Below are 21,349 nucleotides of genomic sequence, written 5' to 3'. Positions count from 1 at the left end.
GAGCGCGCCTACACCGTCAGGTATGCATCTGCACCTTGATAAAGTCTGAGTTCCTGTCGCTGGCCAGCCGGCAGGCCTCGTCAATGCCGTCGAGACGCAGGTCGTGCGTGAGCATCGCGCGCAGCGTATCGCGCTTGCGCGCGAGCAGAACGATCGCGTTCGTCGAAGTCATCTATCAATCTCGTCGAAACAAGAAAGCGTATGTGTGTGGGCGCCTAGCCTTTCTTCCGGATCCAGAAGCTCGCGCCGGGATTACGCATGAAGAGCGGCATCCGCGCGTTCATCAGGTCGGCGTGGAAGTGGCCCATGAACGTGTTCATCAGGACAATCTCGAACGTGCTGTTGTACTGAAGGAATGCGCGCAGCAGATAGGCTTCGTTCCACGCGCGGCCTTCGTAGACCCACTGCGGCGGGTATTCGAGCGGCAGGAACACGTCGTGAAAGTGCAAGTGCACGCCGGGCGCGAGGATCGGCAGTATTTCGAAGACGATGCGGTTGACGTCGCTGCCGATCTTGCTCACGTGCGAGGAGTCGACGAACAGGATGTCGTTCGCTTCGAGCTCCGCGAATACCGACAGGTCGACGTCCTGGGCGCGCGCCTTCACGATCCTCGAGGTGACCTTGTCCTTCTCGGTCAGCAACGACAGCAGGCGTTCGTTGTTCGGCTCGACGAAGGTGCACTGGATCCGGCCGTCGAAGAACAGGTCGTTGGTGTCGAGCGAAACGGCGGACGAGAAGCCCGAGCCGATCTCGACGATGCGGCGCGGCCGCAGGTGGCGAATCATGCAGTACAGCGAAGTCGCGTCGCCATACGAGAACATTACGTTTTCGAAGTAGAAGCGCAGGCCGTCTTTCTTGTGCGGCTCGAACGGCATCTCGCCATAGTACTTGTTGGCGAACTCTCCGACGAGCCGCACTTGCGCCTCTTCGTTGAACTCGATGCCGGGCAGCGTGCGCGAAATGTTGCCGAACAGGCGTGCTTCGTCCTGCTTGATGTCGGAGATCGATGGAATCGGCGAATAATAGTGGCCAGGCGGCACGTCGCCAAGATTCGAAAAATGCGGCATGTTGACCTGAAGCGCATCGCGATACTTGTCCCGTTCAGCGATCAGTTCTGCAATCTCGGGATGCTGCGCGGCAAGTGAATCGAGAAGTTCGGGCGATGCCGACATCTTGTGTCTCCTGTTTGGAGGAATAGACGGAACCCATCACTGAAAAACGCACCGATTACGGCATGCTGACTGGCGCGGCCTTATCCCGGGCTGGCAAGTCTATCGTACCGCCAGTATTCTGCACGTCCAATATCGTTTGATGTCCGGCATGAATCGGCATTTACCGTTGCTTACAAATTATTCGTCGTAGCAATTGTTGCCGTCGCGAGTTCGACATATAGCGCTTGCTCCGCTTCGCGCGCATCGCGCGCGCACGCGGCAATTGGGCGGGTGAAACGGCGCGGCGGGCCACTGCATTTGTAAGCTACATGAAGTTACAAAAGCCACGGACACCGTGCTCGCCGTGTTGCTGGAGCGGTCGTTTGCGCTCCGATTTGGCGTAAAATCAGCCGCCTGCCCATAACGGTCCGCGGCTGTTTCATAGGTGGAGCGCAGGCGTGCATTCCGCACCGTCCGGCGGACGGTAGGAGCGCCCACAATACGGGACGATTCGGGACGGGGCCCGCAACATGCATTTCAAGATTCTCCTGACCACTCACAGTACCGCGTTCATGAGGAGCGGTGGTGGCGAGTCTGAACTCGTGCAAGTCGCCGGACTTTTCAACGATTCGGGTGTGCGGGCCGACATCTACGGCATTCGCAGCCGGCCGCCACGCTCTTATAACGCGGTGATGCACTTTTCCGATCGTGCGGACGGCGAAGCAATCATTCGCGAAACGGTGAGTCAAGGTGAGAAGCTGTTCCCGTGGCCGAACGTCTGGTGGTTGAATGCGCCCGCTGCGGCGGAGATCGGCCGCATCGAGACGCTCGTGAAGAGCGCCGAGCGGCTGCTCTACACCACCTCACCCGCCCGCATCCGCCCGGCCGAACACCGCCAATGTATCCAGGACACGACGGAACCGAACTCCAACGGGCAGGCCTTCGCCGGGCGGACCGCTGTCCCGCGAAGCCCGGCGCGGTATGTCCACCCACGCGACCTATGCGGTGACGCCACCGCGCGAGCCGATGGGGCTACCGGAGCTTGGGTGTGGGTGCGCGAATTGAAGGATGCCGACGGTGTGCGCGGTGGCGTCAGGTTTGCGCGCCGGGCCGGACATGAATGACTGATGTGTAATGAGGCGGGCTGAACCCATTCCTGACAACGAAGTTGAACGCATTCAGGGAGTCGCACGTATTGCGCACAGGCTGCACTTCAAATCGCGAACCGAGTTCGAGAATTTCGCGCAGTACTCGGATGCCGGCGGAGCAGTCTGCAGGAAGGGCATCCCGGCCGGTTTTTCGACGGCATGCGCCGCCCGCCAGAACGGCGCGTGATAGAGTTTGTGGTCTGCGATTTGATTAAAGTCTGTACGCGCTGGTTTCTGTTTTCAACGCGCCAAAATCGCCTTTTTACGACTGTGAGTTAATATGATCATTGGTGCAACACGGGTTATTGCGCTGTTCCTTGTATACGGCCGCACTTATGCTGACGAGGGACTGTCGCACATCCGCAAGATGGTCGAGCGAATGCTGCCCAACGCAAAGTTACAAATTATCATCATCGACAACAAGATCGATCAGCCTTTCGAGAATATGGACGGTCCCATATGGGAGGTCGCTGGTGACAACACGCTCGGGGAGTTCACCGGCTGGGATCACGGGTACCAGTTTGCAAAGCGAGTGCTCGATCTGAACGCCGATGATCTCATCCTGTTTGCCAACGACACTTTTTTCCGACGGAACTATCGTGACGGTGGTGTCAGCTACATGGACTTCTTTGAGCGCTCAATCGTCGAAGGTCACGATCTGACGAGAGAATGCATTGGCTATCTCGACGATTTCCCACGCAGCGTGGAATTGATGGGCATTCGCTATACGAGCTGGATCAGAAGCAACATATTCTTTTTGCCATTCAACGTTTGCGAGAATCTGGGGAAATTGACCTTTCCGTTGCCCGAAGAGGAGATTTTCGCATCGGATTATCATACCTTTTGGGGAGATACACGAAAAATCTCGGATAACTGGAAAGCCTATATCAGTAGCTGGCTCTTTGGTTACGTAGATCCGAAATTTCCGGAGTATCAGCTTCACTGGCATAGCGCAAGGAAGCCTGACGCCGAGAATTTCGCATTTTTCAAACGAAAAGCGCGCGCGATTCTGTCGGAGCATTACCTGACGGCGCGCCTGCATGCTGCCGGCATTCCAATCATCGATACGAACCTGTTTCCACGCTTATCGGATCGCCACACAGCGCCTTACTACAACTAATGCAGGCACGTCGGGAGCCTGTCGCACCCCGAGCAGCGGATTGGGGCCTACGCAATGACCCGTCTCCTGCTGGGGCAGCCACTTGTCTAGTCATGTGGCCGGCATGACTGGCGGATCCTGTATAGTGGTTCTCGACCGCGCGGTATAACGGCATGGCCACGCCCTTGCGTTACAGCGCAAACGGTTCAACCTGATTCACGGCATTCGGGCAAGTACACACGTATGGATAATCCAAGACTTCTGATCACTACATACTACAGTGCCTTTTTGAACCCCGGTGGCGGAGAAACTGAACTGCAGACGCTGATCGAAGGCCTGCGGATGTCAGGCATCGATGCCGATCTTTACGGGCCATCAAGCCGCCCGCTATCGTCGTATTCGTCCGTGTTGCACTTCTCGGTGCAAGCGGATGGACTTGCCATGCTACAAAGGGCCAAGTCGCAGCAAAAAAGGATTTTCCTGTGGCCCAATCTTTGGTGGAACGGCCCGCCCAACGCGGAAGAGCGTCGACTGGTCGCTGATTTTTTCGAACTTTCGGACAAGATCATTTTCAAATCTCAATCTGAGATTGAAAATATTCGACAATACGCGCCCGTCAACGAGGAGCAGATTCTCCACATTCCGGCTCCTGTCAACCCGAAATTCCTCAATGCATCGAATCCGGGCATCTTCAAGCGAATGTATAACCTCGATAAGTACGTGCTGTGGGTAGGTGTACTCAATCGAACCAAGAATCAACTGACCGCGATAAAAGCGTTGAGAAGCCTGGACGTTCCAGTCGTCTTCATTGGATATCCGAACGACAAGGAATATTTCGATGAGTGCCGTGCAGTAGCGCCGAAGCATTTTCTTTTTATACCGCAGATGCCGCCGGCCTCGGAAATTCTCTGCTCGGCAGTGCAAAGCTGCGCGCTGTTCCTGGAGGTTCCGCTGGAACCGCCCGGAACATCGGCTCTTGAGGCCGCGCTGGCCGGACGTCCATTGGTATTGTCCGAGGGCCCGTGGACCAGCGAGCACATGGGCACGCGCGCGCGCACTGTCGATCCGCACGACGAAGGCGCTATTCTCGAGGTCGTCAAGGATGCGCTGAGATCGCCGACACAGAGTGAGGCGCTGTCAAAAGAAATCTCACGGTACCATCTGACTCCGCGTCCCCTCGTGCCCTTGGTCGAGTTGATCAAGCGCAGCGCGCGTTGAGGTCTGGATGCACGTTATGAATCACTCTGCGCCAGTGGACGGTGTCACATTCGACTTCTCAGTTGTCGTTCCCTGCCACAACGAAAGCGGTTATATCGAGAACCTGCTGCACGATCTTTCGGTACAGACAGTCGGCACTGAAAGCTTCGAGGTCGTCGTGGTCGACAACAATTCCTCGGACAACACCAACGAGGTTGTGTGGGATTTTGCGTGTCGCGCACGGAACGTGAACGTCCGTCTGGTGCACGAATACGAACCAGGTGTTTCGTATGCACGCAACTCGGGAGCACGAGGCGCGAAGGGTACAACATTGATCTTCCTCGATGCGGACAACCGCGTCGCGCCGACCTTTCTCTCGGACGTTGCGTACACGATGCATACGAAGAATAGTGTCGCAGGTACGATCCGGACCATGCCGGACGTCGCGCGAGCCGGTGCGTTATGTGTATTCTGGATCCTCGAGTTCATCAAAATCTTTTTGGGCCGGCCTTTCGGAAAAAGTTATGTTCAGAGGCGACTGTATGAGGACAGTCAAGGCTATAACGAACGGATCGTTCTTGGGGAAAATCTCGATTTTCTGATTCGCGTGAAGGCGCTCGTCAAAAAGGAAGGACGAGTATTCGGGCACATCCGGCATCCAATCTACTGCTCGTTGAGACGGTTCAACTCGCAAGGCTATGTGCGCGTGTTGATGCCATGGTTCGCCGCCTATTGCGGGCTGTTCCACCTGAAGTATCAGACAATGACTTCGATCAAAGGTCAGAACACCAGCTAGACCGATCTGACACATAGCCGTCGATTGCGGGAAAGCAGTCAATCGACATGATGGAGACGATCGTTTTTTAAGGCTGGTGAAGCGTTGCTCCGACCGTGTGTTCTGTTGCCTTGTTAGACCTGAAAGATCATGTGCTTGAGGGAGCCAAAATGAACAAAGTTGCAGTGGTAACCGGCGGGAACAGGGGGCTGGGGCTCGCAGCGACCAGGCAACTGGCGGAACTCGGTTATTTGACAGTTATCGGCTCGCGTGATGTCAACGCCGGAGCAGGAGTTGCTGGTGCGTTTCGTTCCGAGCAGCTCGCCGTATATGCATCGCAACTCGACATCTCCGACTCCCGAAGTGTCGATGCTTTCTTCGAACACGTGATTGAAGAATACGGTCGCGTCGATATTCTGCTAAACAGCGCAGGCGTCTATCTGGAGGGAGCGAAGGGATTTCGCGAGATTGACGAAGCGACCCTGCTGGAATCAATCAACGTTAATACGATTGGCGCATGGCGAACTTGCAAAGCGGTTGCTCCGCACATGATTCGTCAGTCTTACGGGCGAATCGTGAATGTTTCTTCCGGATGGGGCGCCCTTGCGGATATGAATGCCAATGCTGCCGCGTACAGGATTTCGAAGGCCGGACTGAATGCCCTTACCCGAATTGTCGCTGCTGATCTTGCAAAGTATGGCGATATCAAGGTCAATGCAGTGTGCCCGGGTTGGATACGCACGCGAATGGGCGGAGCCGATGCCGAGCTTGACGCCGACGAAGCTGCTACCCATGTCGTGTGGGCAGCTCTCTTTGGTGAAAACGGCCCAACTGGTGGTTTCTTCAAATTTCGGAAGTCAATTGCATGGTGAGCGACGTCAAGGTGCCCCCTTTTTTGGGGACTCCATGACATTCCCCGTGTGAGGGTGCGGATTGTGGGCGAAATGCTCCGCTACATAACTTTGATATAGTCCGCTGAGCAATCTCTGAATGCTCACTAACTCTGGCGAAAAATTACCGGAGAGATCCGCTGCGTCCACAATAGGCATCATCTCGGAAACAATTCTTCGCTCAAAATCTGTTTGGCAGTAGTCCAAAATGTGCTCGTATGGAGCTTGATGACTCGCGATCTGGATCTGCGGGTTCAACGAAAGAAAAGTTGTGAATAGACGTTCAATGATGAATGGGAGAAATGGCGCAGCAGTATAATGAGTCGTTGATTCGAGAACGTCGATTGCAGCACTATCATCCGGATTTTCTTCCAGAAATCGGGCGATCGGCTCTAGCACGCCGCCGACATATGCATCCCAAAATTGGGGCGTCCCCACCCAAAAATTTGAGTAACAGAGGTTACTCGCGTTGTGCCGCGGTACATCGGCAATCTTCCACCCGATTCCGCTGGCATCGAGAAGTGCTTGCGCGCGATCACACAAACCCGGGTGAAACGCTTCACCGTGCATCCAAACATTGAACGAGAAATACGCAGTGGCCGGATACGGATTGAGAATACAAACGGTGGCATCTCTATTGCACCGTACAAATTCAATGAACTGCGAACCGGCCATCAAGGATTTCAATCGGAACTTTGGAGAAAAAATTCCTGAGAACGTGCTCTGACGGTGATCGCCTCGCCGGTAAAAGTCGACAAGAATCTTAAACTCGCGCCACGCCGACAGTGAGTTGCTCTCTATCGTGAGAGGGAGAAAGGCCGGCTCCGACAACTGTTGACCGTCCCGATACAGCGGTTCATAGATCGTTATCATGTTGTGTGTCATGCGAAATTCATCGCGGAACTATGCCGGAGCACGTTCCGCGGGTCAACGGCGAACGGCAGTGGCCATCCGGGTGGTCGCAAGTCGTGAAACATCGCCCTGTACCCTGTAGTTGGACGATCACCACCCAGCCAACGCGAGCGAAACGATCAGGCGTGGACGTCCCCTTACACCATCTGCCACCCTCGCTGCCAAGTCCCTGCGCGTTGTAACGTTTGCGCAGACCCGCCAATCGTAACGCTGAACCCTTCCTGCGCCTCGTCCGGCAGTTGAACAGCAAAGCCACAACGATCAGTTGGATAGCCCGCTGCGGCCACATCTGGCCTCCGCTCGCCAGTCAACGTCATCGCGACCCGTTTTCCCTGCACCCATATCTCGATCGGCACGGGTTTCTCCGGGACAGTCAGGTTCACCGCCCAGCCTAGCACCATGTCGTCCCTCACGACGTCGACGAAACCGTCGAACAGGTCAGCACATTCGCGTCGACGAGACTGAGCGACTTCAATATATGCATCGATCGCGGACAGATCCGACGAGGTGGCAACCTCGCGCACCGTGCGCAAATCGTTTTCGTTGAATCCCAAAACTGTCGACGCCGACCCGTGAATATAGGGATTTTCGAGCGCGTCTATTCGCGCCTGGATCGCACGAACAACTTCGATCGCCCGAGTATAGACATCGCCGTACGACTGCCTCTCCCGCGCGAGCTCATCGCTCACATACTGGTACAACTCATAGTCCAGTTGATTGTCCTCGATAAACTTCTGACGAGCCTGTTCGGACAGCGGTAAACGCTCTTTGGGCACGCCCTCGGTCACATTCGTCCGGATGAAGAACGGTAAACGCATTCCCGTTCTACCGCATAGACGAAGCAAAAAATCGCTCATGTCTTCGCACAGGCCAACCGTCGGGATATGTTGCCGGAGGTGCTCAATTGCGATTTCGAGGCTTTCACGTCGCACGACGCCATGACCGCTCAGCATTTGCACGAACAGGTTCTTGCCGCCGTACGAACCGCTCACCCACTCGTTCAATGAGACTTCACCGCGTTGCGCCAGCGCTTCAACTTCGGAGACCGCCATCCCGCGCGCGACCTCGCCGTTCTTGCCGTTGCGTGCGTACCAGTAGTGCGAGGCCTGCCGACTGAGCGGATTGCGCAAAATGCTGCAATATTCCAACGGCATCTTGAGGCTTCGGTGAATACCAAACGGATAATGGCCGCCGCCGACTCCGCTGGCCAGGAATTGCGCTCGCGTTTCGTCCCAAAATGCACCAGCCCACAAGAAGTTGGTGAATTTATCGCGGTCGAGATTCAGGTCAAAAAAGGATATGACGGTGGAACCACCGCTTTTCGGGGGATGGATAAAAAATACAGGCTTCACTTGCTATTTTTGTCAGATTAAACGATTTCAGTTTACCCCTCACCCGCAAATCCCGTGTAACCAATAATTACAACATGAAAGCCGATAGACCGTCGGTAATCCCATTCCATTGCACACGAGTCAAGGGCGTGCGAGGTGGGGCTGCGCATCCAGGACACGACGGAACTGATTTTCAACGGGCAGGCCATCGTCGGGCTGGGAGCGCTGTCCTACGAAGCGCAGCGCGGTATGCAGGTCCACGCGACCTATGCGGTGACGCCACAGTGGGAGACTTCGACCGGAACGGCAGATAGGGATGTGACGAAGGAGGCGGCGCGATCGGGTTGGATCGCGCCGCTTTGCGTTGATATGCCTCAGCGATCGCGGTGCTGACTATCTCTTCGTAGCGGACACGCCGGCTGCGCTCGCGCGGGAACGCGCGGGCGCGCTCGTCACGACGATACCGGCGCCGACGAAAATGTTGCGCCACGTCTCGTCGCCGGCACGTTGCAGCACGCCGTCGGCGTGCTTGACGAAGGCCGCATCGATCGAACTGCGGCCGTGGGCCTGGCCGAGGCGCTGCATAATCAGCGGTATCCACGCGGCGAGTTCAGCATGGGCGTCGAACACGCAGTCGGGCGGGCAAATCTCCTGAGCGGCCGTGCCGCCGCGCACGAACACCGGCTTGCCGTAGTGCATCGCTTCGAGCACCGGCACGCAGAAGCCTTCGTGACGGCTCATTGCGAGCAGAGCGTTGGTGGATTCGTAGCACTCGAACAGATCGGCGTCGTCGAGCATGCCCTTGAAGTCGACCTGCTCCAGTACGCCGAGACGCCGCGCGTGATTGATCAGAAACTTCAGATAATCGTAGTTCGGTGTGCTGCCGACGATGCTCAGGGTCGCGCCGAAATCACGCTGTTTCAGCAGCGACAGAATTTCGATGCCGTCTTCGATGCGCTTGTGCGGCACCACGCGTCCCACCATCAGCAGATTCGGCTCGTGGCGCTTGCGGCCCTTGCGCGGCCCTTCGCGCTGGAACACGTACATGTCCGGAAAGATCGGCGGCACGATCTTGATCGCCTCCGCGGCGACGATGCCGGCGAGGCTCGCCGCGGTGTTGCGCGAATTCGCGACGACGGCGTCGAAGTCCGCGAGCCGCGGCAGTTGCGCGAGCGCCTTCTCGCACAACTGCGCGGTGCGCGGTTCCAGCGCGCGCAGCAATGGCGGGTCCGTCACCCCATGGAAGTAGCAGATCTTCTTGCAGTCGAGCGCGATGATCCGTTCGAGGTGCGGGTCGAAGATCGAGTAACTGAGCAGGACCACATCGTCGCGGGCGACCTCGTCAAACAACGCGTCAAGCGGGCGCACTCCATTCGTTCCCTCCTCGAAACCGCTTGCATACAGCTCGGCCCTCATGCCGAGACGGTCAGCCATGCGTACGAAACCGATGCAGTGGTTGCCCACCGCATCGCCCGAGAAAATGTCCGGCGCACATACCCGCAGCGTCATTTTGTCTTCGCCTCCGCAATGTCGGTCAAACGTCGCACATACGCGCGTGCGACTGCTTCAACCGAGTAGTCGCGCTCGATGCGTGTTTTCCCCGCCAGTGCGATGCGCTCACGCAGTGGCGCATCGTCGATCATACGTTTGAGCTGCTCTGCCGCGATCGACACATCCGGATCGCACCAGTACTGACCCTCGGCGAACAGGTAGTCGCCGGGCCGCAGCGGCACGAGGTCGCCGTCCACGAGTAAGGCGGTGTCTGGATCGCAGAAGTCGACGTTGCCCGAGAAGTTCGTGACGACGACTGGCTGCCCCAACGCCATCGCCTCGGCGATCACGCGGCCGAAGCCTTCGCTACGGTGCAGCGAAATGTAGGCGTCGCAGCAGGTCATGAAGTCGGTCGAATCCTGACGGCTCAGGCGCTCGGACATGATGTGGATGCGGCTGTCGCCTGCCACGAGTTCGAGCACGGCACGCCACACCGGGTCGTCATCGCGCACGTTCATCGCCTTGATGACGAGCCCGACGCCCGGCGAGCGGTTGCCGAACGCCAGCTTGAACGCCTGTACGCCAGCGAGCGGATTCTTGCGGCTGAGCCACGAGTTGCCGTCGAACATCAGGTAGAACAGGAATTCGTTGGCCGGCAGGCCAAAACGCTCGCGCCTCGGGTCGACCGGCGCGGGCACTTCGACCGCCATCGGCATCTGATAGACCGGCGTGTTGCCGAGCCGGCTGTAGACGCTCGCCACGAAGCGGCTCTGCGCCCAGATTTCGTCGACCATCTGATGCACATTGCCGAACGCGTTCGGCCAGTGGGGCAATTCCCACGGCCATGCGCCGATCTTGTGCGTGGGCGCGTCGATCAGCTTGCGGCCGCCTTCCAGCGCGAGGCGCACCATCTCCGGCGCCGGCAGACAGATCAGGCTGATGTTGTACTTGAGCTCTTCGCTGATCAGATGATCGACCGAGTGTTCGAGTCGCGCGGGTCCCGCCATCGGCGCATTGAGCAGCGTGACCGGCGTCGAGGACAGTTGCAGCACGCGCGCGGCCATGCGCGCGTCTTCGCCGAGACCGAGCACGCCTTGGGGGAAGCCGATGATGTTGACGCCGAAGTCGTAGCCGGCACCTTCGACGCGCGCGTGATAGCGCGCGGGCTCGCGCACGTCGTCATCGGCTTCGTCGTCGGCGGCATCGGCGCTTTCGGCCCAGCGCACCTTCAGCGAGCCGACCAGCGGATATTCGGTCGACGCCCACTCGTTCCACCATTGCACAAGCTGGTCGCGGCCTTGCGCCGTGCTCAGGTCGTACGCTCGACGCAGATCGGGGCGGTCGTTCGCGATCATCGTCAGGAAGCGCGGCAACAGCGTGTCGTCGGCCGGCTGTTCGTCGTCGAATCTCGCGAGCTCTTCAGCGAGATGACTCGGCGACCATTTGACCGCGTAGTACTCGTCGTGTCCGTGCTGGTCCCACCATGAGATGAAGGCGAGCCGCGCGCTGAAGCTGTTCAGATCGAAGGACGCCTGCAGGTCGGGCCGCTCGTTCCAGATCAGCGGCAGGAAGCGCGGCAGCAGCGGCAGCGCGCCGTGCTCGCCGGCTTCCATTCTGAACAGGTTGTCGGGCAACGCCGGCATGACCCAGTGAAGCGCTGGATATTGGTGCTGTCCGTGCTCGATCCACCACGACAGGCACTTGAGTCGCCCGGTGAAGCTGTCGAGCGAGCAGAGTTCCTGCAGATCCTGGCGCTCGCCGTGCAGCAGCCGGAGGAAGCGCGGCACCGGCAGCCAGTCGGTGTGAGTGCCCCATTCGGGCTCGAACATCAGCGCGGGCGTCGAGGGCGGCGCCAGTGTGACCGGGGGGGCTTCGCCCAGATGAGTCGGCGACCATTGGATCGCGTTGTACTCATTGTGCCCGTGCTGCTCCCACCACTCAATGAAGCCGAGCCGCTCGCGGAAGCTCTGCAGATCGAACGACGCCTGCAGGTCGGGCCGCTCGTTCCAGATCAGCAACAAAAAGCGCGGCAGGGGCGGCAGCGCGCCATGCTCGCCGGCTCGCATTTCGAACAGGTTGTCGGGCAGCGCCGGGATCACCCAGTGAAGCGCCGGATACTGATGCTGCCCGTGCTCGATCCACCACGACAGGCACTTCAGGCGCCCGGTGAAGCTGTCGAGCGAGCAGAGTTCCTGCAGGTCCCGGCGCTCGCCGTGCAGCAGCTGCAGGAAGCGCGGCACCGGCAGCCAGTCGGCGTGCGTGCCCCATTCGGGTTCGAACATCACGCCGGGTGTCGTGGGTGGCACCCATTTGATCGAGCGATACTGATGCTGTCCGTGTTCGATCCACCACGAGAGGCAGTTGAGCCGCCCCCGCAGGGATTGCAGATCGAAGGTCGCCTGCAGGTCCGGCCGTTCCTTGTAGATCTCGCACAGGAAGCGCGGCACGTAAGGGCCGCCGTCCGCCGGAGGTGTTTCGGGCTCGAGCATGAAGCCGCCGATCGGCGGCTGTGACCACTTGATGCGCGGATATTCGCGCTGGCCGTGGTCTTCCCACCAGCTGAGCGCGTTGAGCCGCGAGATGAAGCTGTTCAGGTCGAACGCGCTGCGCAGATCGGGCCGCTCGGCCGTGATCAGCGCGAGAAAGCGCGGAAACGGCATCGCGCTGGAGTCGGGCGCGTCGATCGGTTCCAGCAGACCGGGCCACGCGATCGGCGGGTGCCACGTCATGCGCGGGCACGTGATCTGGCCATACTGTTCCCACCAGTCGAGGCTGTTGAGATAGCCGGTCAGCGTGTTCAGGTCGAATGCCCGCGAAAGATCGTCGCGATTGCGCACGATCATGGTCAGCAGCTTCGGCAATTGCAGGCCGGCTTCCTCGATCAGCGTGACGGGCTCGTGCAGCGTCTCGCTCAGATGCTTCGCATCGAGCACGCTCGGCTTGGTCGAGCCGAGCCAGTACGCGACGGCGTCCGGATGACGCTCGATCAGCGTGTCGTTGTCGAGTTGGCGCAGATATTCCAGGTCTTCCTGACGCAGTACCCAGTTGAAATCCGGGTACGTTTCGCGCGCCGACATTTCCCACCAGAAATACAGCGTGACCCGGTCATTCAGCACTTTGGAATTGAAGCGCGCGAGATCGGCTCTGAATTTCATCAGAAAGTAGATCGCGCTCGGCAGGCAGAACAGGTCCCCCGGCGATGGGTGGCGGTACTCCGCCAACCATTCCGTCTTGTTTTTTTTGGTTCCCAGATTAATCAAGATTGGCAATCCTTGAAGGCCAGGCAAAGGAAAAATCGTCGGCAGTCAGTGTCAGATTCGGGGAATAGCAGGGATCGTTCATCAACAGATCTCCCCAGCGCTGTCTGACCAACTCGGATTCCTGGTTGAAGCGGCTGATTTTTTCCGGTGTGTCTTCGGCGCCGCGCGATGCCGATTCGTGATGATAAAGCTCAGCGTAAGGCGTCCACACATTGCGATAACCCGCTTGGCGCACGCGCAGGCAAAAATCGATGTCGTTGTAAGCGACGTGTAACTGCTCGTCGAGGCCGCCGACTTCCTTGTAGATCGATTGGCGGATCAGCAGGCACGCGGCGGTCACCGCGCACATCGCGTTGCGCAGACGCGCGCGCGCGAAGTAGCCGGGGTGCGAATTCGGAAAATGCTTGTGCGCATGGCTCCCGATACCGCCGACGCCGAGCACGACGCCGCCATGCTGGATCGTGTCGTCCGGATACATCAGTTTCGCGCCGACCGCGCCGACGTTCGCCTGCAGCGCGACCGACACCATTTCCTCGAGCCAGTCGGCGTTGATCACTTCGATGTCGTTGTTCATCAGGCAGACGAAGTCCGCTGTGCTCGCGAGCGCGACGCGGTTGTTCAGCGCCGAGTAGTTGAACGGCGAGTCGTCGCGCACGACCTTGATGCGCTCGTCCTGTTGCAGGCGCGCGAACAGGTCGTGCGTTTCCTGCTTGACCGAGCCGTTGTCAATGATCGTGATGCGGAAGTTCGGGTAGCTCGATTTGTGCCGAACCGATTCCACGCATTGCTCGACGAGACCCGCGGAATCGCGCGTCGGAATGATGATTTCCACCGACGGCAGCACCTCGGGCAGGTCGTACACGACCTTGTTGAACGCGTCGGTCCCTGGCGCATGCTCGGTGTGCGCGTTGATCTTGTTGCGCGCGAGGTGTTCGTCGATCGCGCGCATTGCCGCGATATGCGCATACGGCTTGGCTTCATGACCGGAGGCCGTGCTTTCGGGAATCATGCGCCAGTGGTACAGCGCGCGCGGCACGTGATAGACGCTGTGATGACCCGCGCGGTCGATCACGCGCAGCGCGAGGTCGTAGTCCTGCGAGCCCTCGAAGCCGGTCCTGAAGCCGCCGACCTCCTTCATGATCGAAGTCCTGTACACGCCGAAATGCGAGATCATGTTCTGGCTCAGGAACAGATCGTAGTTGAAGTCGCATTTGAAGTACGGGTCCGAGCGGACCCCGTCGATCGAGATCTTGTCTTCGTCACTGTAGATCAGCGCCGCGTCCGGATGCGCGTTGATCAGCTCCGCGACGCAGTAGAGCGCGAGCGGATGCAGTTCGTCGTCGTGATCGAGCAGGCCGACGAATTCTCCGACGGCAAGCTCGAGCGCCGTATTGCTTGAGTTGCTGATATGACCGTTCGTCGTGCGGTACGCGACCTTGATGCGCGGATCTTTCGCGACGTAGCTGTCGAGCACCTGCCTGACCTCGGGGTTCGTCGAGCAGTCGTCGGCGATACAGAATTCCCAGTTTTCGTAGACCTGATCGATGACCGAATCGATCGCCATGCGCAACCATCTGGCCGGCGTGTTGTAGGTCGGCATCACGATGCTGATGAGCGGCTGCAGCGCCCAGGTTTTCGAGCGCGCGCGCAGTTGGGGGTATTGCGAGGCGGGCGGCTCGTGCCGCTCGAGCCATTCCTGGTACGTATGGCCGACGGTGGGAGGCGGCGCGGGCTGTGCGCCGCCGTTCCATGACGCCATCCGGCGTGCGCGTTCGAGCAGCTCCGTCGGGCAGTCGGCGTCGTCCACCAGTTCGACGTTGAAGGCGTTGACCGAAAACAGTCCCGAGCGCGCGATCGGATCGAGGCGCAACGGACCGACGAGCGGCGGAAACGCGACGACCTGATCCACCTTGCCTGTCGCGTCGACCACGAGACCGATCGTCGCGTGCTCCGACATGCCCGCGCCCGCATCGAAGTAGATCATGCACGGCGAAGCCGGCATGTCTTCTTTCTCGAGCTCGAACGAAATGCGCGCGGCGCGCCCCGACAGATCTTCCCATCCTGTCAGCTCGAACTGTGGATCGCTATTGGTCGCGTTCCACGCGAATCCCGGACGCGGGGAGGGCTCGACGTTATTCAGGGGACGAAGTTCGAAGTTCTTCATGAGGTTCGTCACGGATTTTGTCATTTCGTCAGCAGGGAATCGTAGAGGTCTTTCAAGGGCGACAGGACGGCCCGCCAGGTCAGATCTTGCGGCTGGAGCACGGACTTGCCGCGCGGTTGCGCGAGCGCGGCATGAATCGACCCGGCAATGCTATCGACGCTGAACGGATCCAGGTAAGCGACATGCTGCGCGAAATATTCTTCGGTAGAGCCAACTTTTGTCACCGCGATGCGCGCGCCCGCGGCATGCGCTTCGAGCGCGGCAAGCCCCGGCGTTTCCAGCGTGCTAGGCAGTACGAACGCTTCGCAGGCCGCGTAGGCGGAGCGCAGCAGCGGCGAAGCGTGGGCAAGCGTGCCCGCGTAGACGACCTGCTCGCCGCCTTCGGCGAAGCACGCCTTCGCGTATTCGGGATCGCGCTGATGGCCGATCAGCACGAGCTTCAACTCGGGGAACGACTTCATCGCACGGATCAGCGCGAGCTGATTCTTGCGCGGCTCGATGTTCCCGACGTTCAGGATAAAGCGTTCCGTGATGCCGGATTTCTGGCGGAACAGATCGGCCGGCACCGGCTCGTAAAAGCTTGGCTCGACGCCATTGAGCACGCTCACGAACTTTTCGCGCGGCAGATCGAAGATGCGCGCGAGCGTTTCGCACTCGATCTCCGAGTTAGCGACCACGCGGTCCGCGAGAGAAAACTGATGATGGATCTCGCCGATGGGATAGAGATGTTTCGTTTCCTCCGTCACCCACAGGCTCGACGACACGACAAGCGGCAAACCCAACTGTTTGACGAAGTTGCACAAGTGCACCGAGCCACCGACGCACGAGAAGAAATGCACCACGTCGTGTTCCAGAAAACGCGGCTTCCATGGATCGAACAGCGTGACATCGACGCCATGAGCGGGCAGATGCTTGTGATACGCAAGCAACTGGATTTCACCGCCGCCTGGGGTATGGAAAGCCATCGGGTAGGTGGCGAACAACACTTTCATATGTAAACAGACCTTGGTCACTCAAACATTTTTTCGTCAGACCAGCAAGTCGACGCAGAGCCATTGCGCGCGACGCGCGGGCTCGGCGGCAACACCAGCAGGTTTCGGGGCATTCACGCGGATACGCGCCGCGCGTTTGCGCGGCCTTCAGGCGGTGGCTTGCCAGTGCGCAGGCCGGGGCCCGGTCGCGCGGCCAGCGAGCAGGCCTGAATGTGCTGTTGTCGAGCACGTCGGATCGATACCACGAATTCCCCATGCGCGAATATGTTTGAGTTGTTACGAAGTGTACGAACAGTGCGCCAGCAGGCACGGGTCCGTTCTATTATCACGGCCCGGACACACGTGCCGCGTGATGGAACGCAGTGTTGCCCGAATACAATACGTTCCGAGCCAGACTACCTGAGAAAGCACCGCTGATGCCAGATTGTATCGTGTCTGATCCGCCTTTCCCGCCGTTTGCGGACCCGTCGAGTCCCGGCGGCGATCGTCTGTCTGTCTGGATCGCGCGGCATGGCGTGGACGAAATCATGCGTCGTGGAACAGCACGATGAGCCTGCAGATCCTCGTTACCGGCGCCAACGGCTTCGTCGGCCAGGCCGTGTCCCGCGCGTTGCTGCGGCGGGGCGATCGCGTGACTGGCGTGGTGCGCCGGCCGCAGACGGCTGCCGAGGGCGTGCGCGAATGGCTGCTCGATACCGAGGACTTCGCGGGCATCGACCAGCGCTGGCCGGTCGCCCTCAATTGCGATGCGGTGATCCATCTGGCCGCGCGCGTGCACGTGATGCACGAGACCCTGACCGATCCGCTCGCCGCGTACCGCGCGACCAACGTCGAGGGCAGCTTGCGCGTCGCGGCGGCGGCGCGGCGCGCGGGCGCACGGCGCTTCGTGTTCGTCAGCAGCATCAAGGCGATGGGCGAGGCGAGCGCTGGCCGGCCGATTGCCGAAACGGACGAGCCTGCGCCGTCCGATGCCTATGGCATTTCGAAGCTGGAAGCCGAGCGCGCGTTGTTCGACTATGGCCGCGCGGCGGGTCTCGAAGTCGTCGTGGTGCGGCCGCCGTTGGTCTACGGACCGGGTGTGCGCGCGAATTTCCTGCAGTTGATGAACGCGATCGCGAAGGGCATCCCGTTGCCGCTCGGTGCGGTCAACGCGCGCCGCAGCCTCGTGTTCGTGGACAACCTCGCAGACGCGCTCGTGCATTGCGCGACCGAACCGCGCGCGGCCGGCGAAACCTTTCACGTGACTGACGGCCGTGACCTCAGCGTGCCGGAGCTGGCGCGTCTATTGGCCACGCAACTGCATGTGCCCGCGCGGCTCGTGCCGGTGCCGCAGGGCGTGCTGCGCCTCGCCGGCCGCCTGACCGGCCGCTCGGCGCAGATCGACCGGCTGATCGGCGAGCTGCGGGTCGACAGTTCGCATATCCGCGAATATCTGAACTGGTATCCGCCCCACACGGTCGAGCATGGGCTGCTCGAAACCACGGCCTGGTATCGCTCCACGCACTGATCGTCGATTGAACCCGCGCTGACTTTGACCTGAATCGCTAACCCCATCGATGCCGCTCGCTTCGCACTCTGCCTCTTCCATCGCCGCTCTACTGCCGTGGGGTGTCGCCGCGCTCGCCGCATGCGCGGCGATCCTGTGGACGCTGCTGCGGACCGGCCTCGCATGGCGGCTCGCCACCGACATCCCCAACGACCGCTCACTGCACACGCGTCCGACGCCGCGCGTGGGCGGCTGGGGCATCGTGCCGGTCGCGGTCCTGCTGATCGCGCTCGCGGCGCCGTCGCTGTGGCTGCCCGCGCTCGCCGCGGCGCTGCTCGCGGCGCTATCGCAGATCGACGATCGACGCGGACTACCCGCGCGAGTGCGCTTCGGCGGACACGCGGCGGCGGTGGCGGCGCTCATCGCGGTCTATCCGGCCGAGGTGCCGTGGTGGGCGCTCGCGTGCATGGCGGTTTTACTCGTGTGGCTCGTCAACCTTTACAACTTCATGGACGGCTCGGATGGCCTCGCGGGCGGCATGGCGCTGTTCGGCTTCGGCGGCTATGCGGCGGCCGCCTCGTTGTCGTCGCATGCGGACCCGGCGCTCGCGACGGCGAGCCTGATCGTCGCGGGCGCGGCGGCGGGCTTTCTGCTGTTCAACTTTCATCCGGCGCGCATCTTTCTCGGTGACGCCGGCTCGATACCGCTCGGCTTTCTGGCCGGTGCGCTCGGCTACTGGGGCTGGCGAGAGGGCGCGTGGCCGGTGTGGTTTCCGGCGCTGTGCTTCGCGCCGTTCATCGGCGATGCGTCGGTCACGCTACTTAAGCGTCTGCTGCGCGGTGAAAAATTTTGGCAGGCCCATCGTGAACACTACTATCAAAGACTGGTGCAGTCGGGTTTGGGGCACGCGTCGACCGCGTGGATTTGGTATTTGTTCATGGCGGCGGGCATAATGCTTGCGGTCTGGGCGCTACATTTCACTCTTCTGTATCAATGGCTGGTTGTCGTCGCATGGACTGCCGTGCTGGTCGCCGCGGGGCTGTGTATTGATCGCCGCTGGCGGCGCCATGCGGCCCGTTCCGGGCCAATCTGAGGTTCTGCGCAATGAAAAGCTTCAAAGCCAGATGGCTTTCGTTCAGTGCGTTTGCGTTCGACCTGTGCGCGGTGGCGATGGCCTGGATGCTGGCCTATGTGATCCGGTTCAATGGGCCGGTGCCCGCGCCGTTCTGGTCGAGCGGGCTGCATGCGCTCATCTGGGTGCTGCTGATCTACGCGGTGATGTTTCGCAGTTATGGCCTCTATCGCGGCATGTGGGTGTTCGCGAGCCTGCCCGACCTCGTGCGGATCGCGAAGGCGATCGGCGTCGGCGCGCTCGTCGTCGTGATCGGCTCGGCGCTGCTGCAGCCGGCACCGGTCGTGCCGCGTTCAGTGTTGATCGTCTCGCCGATGCTGCTATTCCTCGCGATGGGCGGCTCCCGCGCGCTGTATCGTGCCGCCAAGGAGTTCTATCGCTATGGTGGTCTCGTCGGCCAGGGCAAGCCGGTGCTCGTGCTCGGCGCGGGCAACGCCGGCGCGAACCTGGTGCGCGAACTGAAGCGCTCGGGCCAATGGCGTCTCGTGGGTCTGCTCGACGACGATCCGATCAAGCATGGCCGTGAAATCTACGGCTATCGCGTGCTTGGCGCGATCAGCGATCTCCACAAGATCAGCGCTGAGCTGAAGGTCGAGCATGTGATCATCGCGGTGCCGTCGGCGTCGGTGGAAGCGCATCGGCGCATCGCCACGCTGTGCGTGCGTGCCGGAGTGCGCGCAATGACGCTGCCCGCGCTCACGCCGCTCACGCAAGGCCAGGCGTTCCTGTCGCGCGTGCGGCAGATCGATCTCGAAGACCTGCTCGGCCGCGACCCTGTGACGATCGACACCGAGCACGTCGCCGCGCTGCTCAAGAACCGCGTCGTGATGGTGACGGGCGCGGGCGGCTCGATCGGCTCGGAGCTGTGCCGGCAGATCCTGCGCTTCGGTCCGGTGCAGCTGGTCGCGTTCGACGTCTCCGAGTTCTCGATCTATCGGCTCAACGAAGAGCTGCGCGAGAAGTATCCGGAAGTGTCGCTGGTGCCGATCATCGGCGACGTGAAGGACTCGCTGCTGCTCGATCAGGTGATGGCGCGCTACTGTCCGCATATCGTGTTTCATGCGGCGGCCTACAAGCACGTGCCGTTGATGGAAGAGGTCAACACCTGGCAGGCAGTGCGCAACAACGTGCTCGGCACGTACCGCGTCGCGCGCGCGGCGATCCGTCACGACGTCGCGCATTTCGTGCTGATCTCGACCGACAAGGCCGTCAACCCGACCAACGTGATGGGCGCGAGCAAGCGGCTCGCGGAAATGACGTGCTCCGCGCTGCAGCAGCAGGGCGCGCGGCGCACGCAGTTCGAGACCGTGCGCTTTGGCAACGTGCTTGGTAGCGCGGGCAGCGTGATTCCGAAGTTCCAGGAGCAGATCGCGCGCGGCGGGCCGGTGACTGTCACGCATCCGGAGATCACGCGTTTCTTCATGACGATTCCCGAGGCGTCGCAACTCGTGTTGCAGGCGTCGAGCATGGGGCGCGGCGGCGAAATCTTTATCCTCGACATGGGCAAGCCGGTACGCATCGCCGATCTCGCGCACGATCTCATTCGTCTGTACGGCTTCACCGAAGAGCAGATTCGCGTCGTGTTCACGGGGCTGCGGCCCGGCGAGAAGCTCTACGAGGAACTGCTCGCTGACGACGAAACGACCACGCGCACGCCGCACCCGAAGCTGCGCATCGCGCAGGCGCGCGAGGTGCCCGACAGCCTGATCGACAACCTGCTGCCGTGGCTGATGCAGCATCACGTGCCATCCGACGATGAAGTGCGGCGCGATCTGCGGCGCTGGGTGCCAGAGTATCAGCCGGCAATGGCCACGACACTGCGCAGTGTGGCGCCGGCGACGCGGGCGTCGTAGGTGTTCCGCTGACGGTCTTCCGTTGACGCGAGTCATTGGAGTCGTCGAAGCATTGAATTCGTACTCGCGAAGGCAGGTCATTCGCCCCATTGAAAGTGCGCCTCGGATGGTTATCGACGAAAGCCCCTGCAGACCTGCTGGGGCTTTTTGTTTTTGCCCGCGAGAGTTGACGGCCATCGCGCGCACGCTGGCTTTTCGGAGTTCTCTGAAGCCTGCGCCCGGCACATACACCTAGCATTGAACCGTCGCCGCCCGGCATGTCATTCCTGCTGAGGGGGCGGCTCTGTTGACTCTATTTCTGTGATGCAACGATTTCGCGCGCCCTTGGGGCGCGTTTTTTTGTCCAGGCGAAAGAGGCGGCAAATCCGGAGTCGATTTGCAGCGCGCCACCGGCTCGCGCGCTTACGCTCAAGGTTCAACAACGGAAGGAATCCATGCAGGACGCAATGACCTACAGTCAGCGCAATC

General features: G+C 60.5%; 16 protein-coding genes and 1 pseudogene. 9 read left to right on the top strand and 8 right to left on the bottom strand.

Annotated elements, in window-relative coordinates:
- Nucleotides 1-16: 16 nt before the first annotated feature.
- Together LJ655_RS04820 and LJ655_RS04815 are read right to left on the bottom strand one after the other, a co-directional pair.
- Nucleotides 17-172 (bottom strand): hypothetical protein, encoded by a 156-nt coding sequence (locus tag LJ655_RS04820; RefSeq protein WP_230560114.1) that lies wholly within the window; start codon nucleotides 170-172, stop codon nucleotides 17-19.
- Between the two features lie 43 nt (nucleotides 173-215).
- On the bottom strand, nucleotides 216-1,172 hold the full coding sequence (locus tag LJ655_RS04815) for a class I SAM-dependent methyltransferase (protein ID WP_230560113.1): 957 nt from the start codon (nucleotides 1,170-1,172) through the stop codon (nucleotides 216-218).
- A 509-nt stretch (nucleotides 1,173-1,681) separates the two neighbouring features.
- On the opposite strand from LJ655_RS04815, the gene LJ655_RS30310 reads away from it, so the two are divergent.
- From LJ655_RS30310 to LJ655_RS04790, 5 genes are all read left to right on the top strand, one after another.
- On the top strand, nucleotides 1,682-2,275 hold the full coding sequence (locus LJ655_RS30310) for a hypothetical protein (protein ID WP_425605770.1): 594 nt from the start codon (nucleotides 1,682-1,684) through the stop codon (nucleotides 2,273-2,275).
- Between the two features lie 304 nt (nucleotides 2,276-2,579).
- Nucleotides 2,580-3,419: a hypothetical protein gene (locus LJ655_RS04805; RefSeq protein ID WP_230560112.1), complete on the top strand. Its 840-nt coding sequence runs from the start codon at nucleotides 2,580-2,582 to the stop codon at nucleotides 3,417-3,419.
- Nucleotides 3,420-3,641: 222 nt separating this feature from the next.
- Nucleotides 3,642-4,616: a glycosyltransferase family 4 protein gene (locus LJ655_RS04800; protein WP_230560111.1), complete on the top strand. Its 975-nt coding sequence runs from the start codon at nucleotides 3,642-3,644 to the stop codon at nucleotides 4,614-4,616.
- 16 nt (nucleotides 4,617-4,632) lie between these two features.
- Entirely contained in the window at nucleotides 4,633-5,391 is a 759-nt protein-coding gene (locus LJ655_RS04795; RefSeq protein ID WP_230560110.1) for a glycosyltransferase family 2 protein, read from the top strand.
- Between the two features lie 149 nt (nucleotides 5,392-5,540).
- The gene (locus LJ655_RS04790; protein WP_230560109.1) at nucleotides 5,541-6,242 is read left to right on the top strand and encodes an SDR family NAD(P)-dependent oxidoreductase; all 702 of its coding nucleotides are present in this window, start codon (nucleotides 5,541-5,543) and stop codon (nucleotides 6,240-6,242) included.
- Between the two features lie 6 nt (nucleotides 6,243-6,248).
- On the opposite strand, the gene LJ655_RS04785 is transcribed toward LJ655_RS04790, so the two are convergent.
- Both LJ655_RS04785 and LJ655_RS04780 read right to left on the bottom strand, forming a co-directional pair.
- Nucleotides 6,249-7,133, bottom strand: coding sequence for a hypothetical protein (locus LJ655_RS04785; protein WP_230560108.1), 885 nt, complete (start codon nucleotides 7,131-7,133; stop codon nucleotides 6,249-6,251).
- 176 nt (nucleotides 7,134-7,309) lie between these two features.
- Nucleotides 7,310-8,524: a chondroitin 4-O-sulfotransferase gene (locus LJ655_RS04780; protein WP_230560107.1), complete on the bottom strand. Its 1,215-nt coding sequence runs from the start codon at nucleotides 8,522-8,524 to the stop codon at nucleotides 7,310-7,312.
- A 123-nt stretch (nucleotides 8,525-8,647) separates the two neighbouring features.
- On the opposite strand from LJ655_RS04780, the pseudogene LJ655_RS04775 reads away from it, so the two are divergent.
- A pseudogene (locus tag LJ655_RS04775) lies at nucleotides 8,648-8,794 on the top strand (IS4 family transposase); the annotation flags it as partial.
- Nucleotides 8,795-8,896: 102 nt separating this feature from the next.
- On the opposite strand, the gene LJ655_RS04770 reads toward LJ655_RS04775, so the two are convergent.
- Genes LJ655_RS04770 through LJ655_RS04755 form a run of 4 tightly spaced genes read right to left on the bottom strand, consistent with a single transcriptional unit; the run spans nucleotide 8,897 to nucleotide 16,410 of the window.
- On the bottom strand, nucleotides 8,897-10,012 hold the full coding sequence (locus LJ655_RS04770) for a glycosyltransferase family 4 protein (protein ID WP_230560106.1): 1,116 nt from the start codon (nucleotides 10,010-10,012) through the stop codon (nucleotides 8,897-8,899).
- Nucleotides 10,009-13,254, bottom strand: a complete 3,246-nt coding sequence (locus tag LJ655_RS04765; RefSeq protein WP_425605769.1) for a glycosyltransferase family 4 protein — start codon at nucleotides 13,252-13,254, stop codon at nucleotides 10,009-10,011. Before LJ655_RS04765 ends, LJ655_RS04770 begins: the two co-directional genes overlap by 4 nt.
- Nucleotides 13,247-15,442 (bottom strand): glycosyltransferase family 2 protein, encoded by a 2,196-nt coding sequence (locus LJ655_RS04760; protein ID WP_230560104.1) that lies wholly within the window; start codon nucleotides 15,440-15,442, stop codon nucleotides 13,247-13,249. Before LJ655_RS04760 ends, LJ655_RS04765 begins: the two co-directional genes overlap by 8 nt.
- Nucleotides 15,439-16,410, bottom strand: coding sequence for a glycosyltransferase (locus LJ655_RS04755; RefSeq protein ID WP_230560103.1), 972 nt, complete (start codon nucleotides 16,408-16,410; stop codon nucleotides 15,439-15,441). Before LJ655_RS04755 ends, LJ655_RS04760 begins: the two co-directional genes overlap by 4 nt.
- Before the next feature lie 547 nt (nucleotides 16,411-16,957).
- Between LJ655_RS04755 and LJ655_RS04750 the strand changes: the two genes are divergently transcribed.
- From LJ655_RS04750 to LJ655_RS04740, 3 genes are read left to right on the top strand one after another with little or no spacing between them, the layout of a single operon-like run.
- Nucleotides 16,958-17,917 carry a UDP-glucose 4-epimerase family protein gene (locus LJ655_RS04750; RefSeq protein ID WP_230560102.1) on the top strand — a complete coding sequence of 320 codons (960 nt, stop codon included), beginning with the start codon at nucleotides 16,958-16,960 and terminating at the stop codon, nucleotides 17,915-17,917.
- Between the two features lie 49 nt (nucleotides 17,918-17,966).
- Nucleotides 17,967-18,989, top strand: coding sequence for an MraY family glycosyltransferase (locus LJ655_RS04745; RefSeq protein ID WP_230560101.1), 1,023 nt, complete (start codon nucleotides 17,967-17,969; stop codon nucleotides 18,987-18,989).
- A gap of 11 nt (nucleotides 18,990-19,000) precedes the next feature.
- Nucleotides 19,001-20,881 carry a polysaccharide biosynthesis protein gene (locus LJ655_RS04740; protein WP_230560100.1) on the top strand — a complete coding sequence of 627 codons (1,881 nt, stop codon included), beginning with the start codon at nucleotides 19,001-19,003 and terminating at the stop codon, nucleotides 20,879-20,881.
- The last annotated feature ends 468 nt before the right edge of the window (nucleotides 20,882-21,349 follow it).

This window comes from Paraburkholderia translucens, assembly GCF_020881035.1.
Taxonomy (GTDB): Bacteria; Pseudomonadota; Gammaproteobacteria; order Burkholderiales; family Burkholderiaceae; genus Paraburkholderia; species Paraburkholderia translucens.
The sequence above is the reverse complement of the archived record's forward strand: the minus strand, read 5'-3'. Positions and strand labels throughout refer to the sequence as shown.